Annotated in this window: 5 protein-coding genes and 3 tRNA genes; 3 read left to right on the forward strand and 5 right to left on the reverse strand. The window is 61.0% G+C overall.

Going from position 1 to position 5314, the window contains the following annotated elements; all coding sequences use genetic code 11:
• Positions 1-93 precede the first annotated feature (93 nt).
• From K728_RS22690 to K728_RS0107580, 5 genes are all read right to left on the reverse strand, one after another.
• Positions 94-972, reverse strand: a complete 879-nt coding sequence (locus K728_RS22690; protein ID WP_337459703.1) for a helix-turn-helix transcriptional regulator — start codon at positions 970-972, stop codon at positions 94-96.
• On the reverse strand, positions 969-2099 hold the full coding sequence (locus tag K728_RS0107565) for a TerC family protein (RefSeq protein ID WP_019483326.1): 1131 nt from the start codon (positions 2097-2099) through the stop codon (positions 969-971). Before K728_RS0107565 ends, K728_RS22690 begins: the two co-directional genes overlap by 4 nt.
• Positions 2100-2333: 234 nt before the next feature.
• Positions 2334-2409: transfer RNA gene (locus tag K728_RS0107570), tRNA-Phe, on the reverse strand.
• A gap of 57 nt (positions 2410-2466) precedes the next feature.
• Positions 2467-2540 (reverse strand) — tRNA-Asp (locus K728_RS0107575).
• A gap of 87 nt (positions 2541-2627) precedes the next feature.
• Positions 2628-2700: transfer RNA gene (locus K728_RS0107580), tRNA-Glu, on the reverse strand.
• Between the two features lie 131 nt (positions 2701-2831).
• Here K728_RS0107580 and K728_RS18800 point away from each other — a divergent pair.
• The 3 genes from K728_RS18800 to K728_RS0107595 all read left to right on the forward strand — a co-directional run.
• Positions 2832-3191, forward strand: coding sequence for a metallopeptidase family protein (locus K728_RS18800; protein ID WP_019483327.1), 360 nt, complete (start codon positions 2832-2834; stop codon positions 3189-3191).
• Between the two features lie 43 nt (positions 3192-3234).
• Positions 3235-4155 carry a cation diffusion facilitator family transporter gene (locus K728_RS0107590; RefSeq protein WP_019483328.1) on the forward strand — a complete coding sequence of 307 codons (921 nt, stop codon included), beginning with the start codon at positions 3235-3237 and terminating at the stop codon, positions 4153-4155.
• A 178-nt stretch (positions 4156-4333) separates the two neighbouring features.
• The coding region (locus K728_RS0107595; protein WP_024476332.1) for a hypothetical protein at positions 4334-5314 on the forward strand (981 nt) is incomplete at its 3' end.

Here is a 5314-nt window from a genome sequence, read left to right on the forward strand (position 1 = left end):
GCAGTCCAGGGCGCGGGGCATTCTCTTTGGTCCACAGCAGGCAACCGTCGGCGTCGGTCCGGTGGCCTTTCGAGAAGGGCGGTGGTCGTTACCTCATGAAGACTCTTTGGGTGGGGTGACGTTGGTCGGAGTGAAGATTGCCAGGAGCGCACCGATCTCCTGATGCGCTGTGGCTGGGTGACGGAAGTGCTGGGTGGGCTGGACGACGTATCGGGTCCGGCGGCCTTCCCGCACCCGTTGGAGGTAGCCGGCGTCCTCCAGGTCAGCAAGGATGTGCAAAGTTGCTCTGGCCGTGATGCCAACGGTGGCAGCGATGTCCTCGACGAGGGCGCGGGAGTTCGCAGTCACCGCCAAAAGTACATGGCCGTGATTAGTGAGAAATGTCCACGGTGGACGCTGGGCGGGGACCGTGCTCGGGGTCTTCGCCCTGGTGACCGGGTTCTCCATTGCCGTTCTCGTGTTGTCTATTCCGGACATTGGAGTAGTTCTTCCCTTCGACGTATTGGGAGTTGCTTCGAACAAGTTTGCCGGATGCTTTCTGATGGCATCCAGGTGAACGATTCTTACACCTCGGATGGCTCGCGTGGGTAGTTCAAGGGGGGTGACGACGGCAGTAGCGCCCGATTTGCGTACCGCACGGGCCAGGGCCGTCGTCAGGGCAGGGCGTGAACGCCTGAGCGACCAACTGCCGTGCCAGACAACGCGCGTGGAACTGGAGAACCCTGCTGCGTCCAGTATCGGCCGCGCCAAAGCTGCCAGGGATTCGGCTTCACGCAATGCTCGCTGATACATCCTCGCTACGATCGCCGGATCGGCGGTGAACGGCGGTCGCTGGATGGGGACGAAAAAGAGCAACGGAGAGCCTAACTCTGAAGCCACCCCGACTGCGCTATGCGCCAGGACGGTGACATCTGAATCATGGGTGATGACAGCGGCGACGGGACGACACAAAATGAATGCGGCTCCGGTCATCGTACGCCGCCACCCTTAGTCGCTGACTCCGGGTCAACCTCGTCGGTGGGGTCGCGAACGTCTTCATCAGTGTCCTTGCCGGTGCCTCCGGCGTCGACCGAAGACCCGCCGAGCTCCCTCCTGCGCCCCCGCCAGACCGGCTCCAGCTCCGCGTTCTCTTCCTCCGTGGCGACCCGGAAAGGCGGATCCGTCGGTTGGGGGATGGATTTACGTCCCTGCCCTCGGGTCGCGCGCAGGCTGGCGACGACGGAAACCGCGATAATCGTTGCAACCACCGCCAGCGAGAAAGTCGTGGGGATGTAGAACAGATCGATTTTGAGGAGCATCTTGATGCCGACCCAAATCAGCACCAGGGCCAATCCGACCTTCAGATAGATGAAACGGTGGATCATATCCGCCAGCAGGAAGTACATGGCGCGCAGACCCAGTATGGCGAAGGCGTTGGCGGTGAAGACCAGGAACACTTCATCAGTAACCGCGAAGATCGCCGGGATCGAGTCGACGGCGAAAACTACATCGGTGAACTCAATCAATACCAGCACTGCCAGGAGCGGAGTGGCCAGCAGTACACCGTTGCGGCGTACCAGCAGCTTTTGTCCGTGGTACGCCTCGCTCATTGGCACGAAGCGTCGGAACCCGCGCAACACCAGTGACTGTTCGGGGTTCAAATGGTCGTTTCGCTGGCGGATCATCCGATACCCGGTGTAAAGCAGGAATGCGGCAAAAACGTAGAGGATCCAGGCGAAGTTTTGGATCAGCACGGCACCGGCGGCGATGAAGATCCCGCGGAATACAAGTGCGCCCAGCACACCCAGGAACAAGACCCGGTGCTGAAATTCTCGGGGTACGGCAAAGTAGCTGAAAATGATAGCCCAGACGAAGACGTTGTCTACCGAGAGGGATTTTTCAATGAGATACCCGGCGAAATACTGCTGACCAAACTCAGCACCCCAGTTCATCCAGATCAGCACACCGAAAGAGACCCCGAAGGCCACCCACACACCTGACCAGACAGCTGCCTCTCGAACCCCGATGACGTGAGCCCGCCGGTGAGCTAAAAGGTCGATAGCCAGCATGACAACGATGAAGCCGAGTACCGCAGCCCAAATCCAGAATGGGACATCCATGAAATTCCTCCGATCGAATCGATCGGAGGTCTCTCCCAGCCCTCAAAGGGCTTGTCTGCCGGGCCACCGTGGGGCCGTAATGACGACGGGACTATTAGGGGGTACTCCCCTCCGTGTACTCAACAAGTGAATCACAGTTCATGTTTTGCCGTCAAGGATCATCGTTGTGCAGTCGACTTCTCGACAAAGGGCGGTGAAAGAGAAAAAACCCCCGGATTATCCGGGGGTTTTAGCTGGTGGCTCCGACCGGCGTCGATCCGGTGACCTTTCGATTTTCAGTCGAACGCTCTACCAACTGAGCTACAGAGCCGTGCAACTATCCTACGACAGTCACCGCGGTCAACCAGTCGAAACTGATGAACCTGAGCGACCCTGACGGGACTTGAACCCGCGACCTCCGCCGTGACAGGGCGGCGCGCTAACCAACTGCGCTACAGGGCCTTGCTTTTTTGCAAGAGCTTCAGCCTACCAGCATCTCTGCCGCTTCTTGACCGCCTCGAAGTGCTCCGAAACCAGCCTGCTCTTGCGTACCCCCAACGGGATTCGAACCCGTGCCGCCGCCGTGAAAGGGCGGTGTCCTAGGCCGCTAGACGATGGGGGCCAGGACCACACGAGGCAAGAATTTTCCCCTGCTGTGGACCTATAAAACTATAGGGCCTGTTTGGCGATTCCACAAAACGAACCCGTCGGCGGGCCTGCCCCGACGGTACAGTCGTTGGTGTGCCCATCGAAATGACCCTTGCAGACTTCGAGTCAGCCGTGGATGACGCGATCGACCAGATCCCCGAAGATTTGATGCGCACCATGAACAACGTCGCCATCTTTGTGCGTGAAGAGTACGAGCCGGGCCCCGGCGAGGATCCGGACACCGAACTCCTCGGGCTCTACGAAGGCACCCCATTGACCGAACGGGATTCCTGGTGGGACGCGGGATCCCTCCCGGACAGCATCAGCATCTTCCGGCAGCCGTTGTTGCGGCACTGTGACAGCCGTGAAGAACTCATTGACGAAATCCTGATCACGGTTATCCATGAGGTGGCCCACCATTTCGGGATTGACGACGCGCGGCTGCACGAGCTCGGTTGGGGATAGTCCTGCTCGCACATCCTCGACCCGACAGCGGATACTTGTTTTTATGAACGGGCACGATCACGGATTACCCCAGGGCACGGCGACCGGCAAGCATCGCCGGAAGCTGGTCATCGTCGTCGCAATCACCCTGACGATTGTGCTGGTCCAGGTGGTCGGGGCCATCTGGTCCGGGTCACTCGCCCTGCTCGCCGATGCCGGGCACATGCTGTCCGACGCCACCGGCGTCTCAATTGCCCTCCTCGCTTCCTGGATAGCCACCCGCCCCGCCACCCGGCGAAGTACCTACGGGTACCAGCGGGCAGAGGTCCTGGCGGCACTCGCAAATGCGATCATTCTGGTGGTGATCGCCGTCGTGATCCTGATCGAAGCGCTACGCCGCTTCAACACGAGCCCCGACATCCGTTCCGACATCATGATCATCACGGCTGTGGTTGGTGCCGTCGCCAACCTCGTCTGCCTGCTCATTCTCCGTCGAGGGCAAGCCGAAAGCCTCAACCTCCGCGGCGCGTACCTGGAGGTGCTCGGTGACCTGCTGGGCTCCGTAGCGGTGATCGTTGCCGCCGTCGTGATTGCAACGACCGGCTATCTTCCCGCCGACACCTTCGCGTCGATAGCCATCGCGCTGATGATCCTGCCGCGGGCCTGGAGCCTCCTCAGGGATGTCATCAACGTACTGCTCGAATCGGCGCCGAAGGGTGTGGACTCGGAGATGATTCGCAGTCACATCCTTGGGGTGCACGGCGTCGTCGGCGTCCATGACATTCACGCGTGGACTATCACCTCCGGTGTGCCGGTGTTTTCAGCCCACGTGGTGGTAGACGAAGCCACCCTCAACGCAGACGGCGTGGACCGAGTGCTCGATCGGCTGACCCACTGTCTCCGTAACCATTTCGATACCCAGCATTGCACCTTCCAGATCGAGCCTGCGGAGCACGCCATTCACGAAAGCCGCCAGCACGCTTGAATTTCCAACGCTTTCGCGACACGCCGTGATCAAACGTCATCAAATGACACTCCTGTTGTTTAGGGTACCTGTGTGACTAATGTTGCTAAAGTGACATGCATCCCATTACTGTCGTGACTGTTGTGTAATACGCCGCGCGAAGATTTGGGGAATAGTGCAGTCATCAGGAAAGCGGCGCATGCGCTCCTTTAGAGCAGTCGGTGTCCTCGCCACGACAGTCCTACTCAGTGGTGTTGGCTTGGCTCCGGGAGTGGCCGCCCCCGAGACGAACGCAATCCCCACGGAAGCCGAGATCGCCGACGCGCTGGACAGCACGACGGCGAAAGCCGCATTGGTGGGCGAGATCGAAGGAATCCTCGCCGAAGCCACGGCAAACCTTCAGGATGCACAGACAACGGCGATGCAGTCTCAGGGTGCCTACATTGATGCACTCGCTGCCCTGGACGAGCGACGCGCCACCGCCGTTGCAACCACCGCCCTTGCCGAAGAGGCAGCGCTGACCCACGACGCCGCAGCAGTTGAGGTGGGGCAGTTGGCTGGCGACCTGTATCGGTCGGGCGGCGTTACCCCCGGGATGACGATGCTGCTCAGTGGAGAGAACCCCGACGAGATTATGTCCCGGGCCTCCACCATGTACGGCTTGTCAGCCAACCGGGCCGCAACCTTTACAAACGCACAGACCGCTGCCAAGACGTGGGAAGCACTCCGTCTGGACGCTGCCGCTGCCCGACAGGCGGCAGCAGACGCGGCCGAGACTGCCCAACTAGCCGGGGAAGACAACCAGCGGGCCACAGACGCCGCAGCCCAACTGGTCGAGTCGCGGCAGGCGGAGCGCACCGTTCTGGTTGACCAGCTGGCCTCGCTGCGCAACACCACAGCAGCACTCGAAGAGCAGCGCATTTCAGGGATTGAGGAGCAACAGCGCGAGGAAGAGCTTGCTCGCATCATCGCTGAGTCCGAGCGTGCCGCAGCCGCCGCGGAGACGCAGCGGTCCGAGGGATCGCCATTGGCCGTCCAGCAGGCCGCACCCGCCGCAATTCGCCCACCGGCACCCGCCTCCGAGGCGCCGGCACCTAATCCCACTACGCCAGCGGTAAATCGGCCGAGTCCCTCAGCCCCGGCGCCGTCAACACCGGCACCGGCACCGTTGACACCCGCG

This window comes from Arthrobacter sp. CAL618, assembly GCF_000468215.1.
GTDB lineage: Bacteria > Actinomycetota > Actinomycetes > Actinomycetales > Micrococcaceae > Arthrobacter_D.

What these genes read in the sequence shown, in the direction of transcription:
- K728_RS22690 (WP_337459703.1), bottom strand. Translation starts at nt 972, where the DNA reads ATGACCGGAGCCGCATTCATTTTGTGTCGTCCCGTCGCCGCTGTCATC.
- K728_RS0107565 (WP_019483326.1), bottom strand. Translation starts at nt 2,099, where the DNA reads ATGGATGTCCCATTCTGGATTTGGGCTGCGGTACTCGGCTTCATCGTT.
- K728_RS18800 (WP_019483327.1), top strand. Translation starts at nt 2,832, where the DNA reads ATGACCCTTGCAGACTTCGAGTCAGCCGTGGATGACGCGATCGACCAG.
- K728_RS0107590 (WP_019483328.1), top strand. Translation starts at nt 3,235, where the DNA reads ATGAACGGGCACGATCACGGATTACCCCAGGGCACGGCGACCGGCAAG.